Below are 482 nucleotides of genomic sequence, written 5' to 3'. Positions count from 1 at the left end.
CCGGATGGCAGTTATACAGTAACCGCCAGTATTACCGATGCGGCAGGCAATACCGGCAGTGACACCGGCACTGGCAGTGTGGATACCTTAGATCCGTTGATCAGTATCAATAGCCTCGGAGCCATTAATGATGATACGCCGACACTCAGTGGCACCTCGTCAGAGCCACAAGGGACAGTGATAACCCTCACCGTTACCGACAGCGGTGGAACGGTTACCGCACTCAGTGCAACGGTTAATGCCAGTGGTGAGTGGGCGGTCACCTCGCCAGTCCTCGGTGATGATGATTACACGGTGGTTGCGAGTGTCAGTGATGCAGCGGGCAACAGCAACAGTGCCACCGATACTTTTACACTTAACACCTTAGCCCCGAGTATTACCATCAACGCGATAGGTGAAACCAACGACACTACACCGACCATTAACGGCACCAGTGATGCGCCAGATGGCAGTGTTGTCACGGTAGTGATAAATGATGGAAT

At 53.1% G+C, this 482-nt stretch carries 1 protein-coding gene; it reads left to right on the top strand.

What is annotated here, in order from left to right:
* The coding region (locus tag FW757_RS23185; RefSeq protein ID WP_446441788.1) for an Ig-like domain-containing protein at nt 1–482 on the top strand (482 nt) is incomplete at both ends.

It is taken from the genome of Pseudoalteromonas sp. 1181_04 (assembly GCF_052850545.1).
This window is presented reverse-complemented; position numbering and strand designations above follow the sequence as displayed.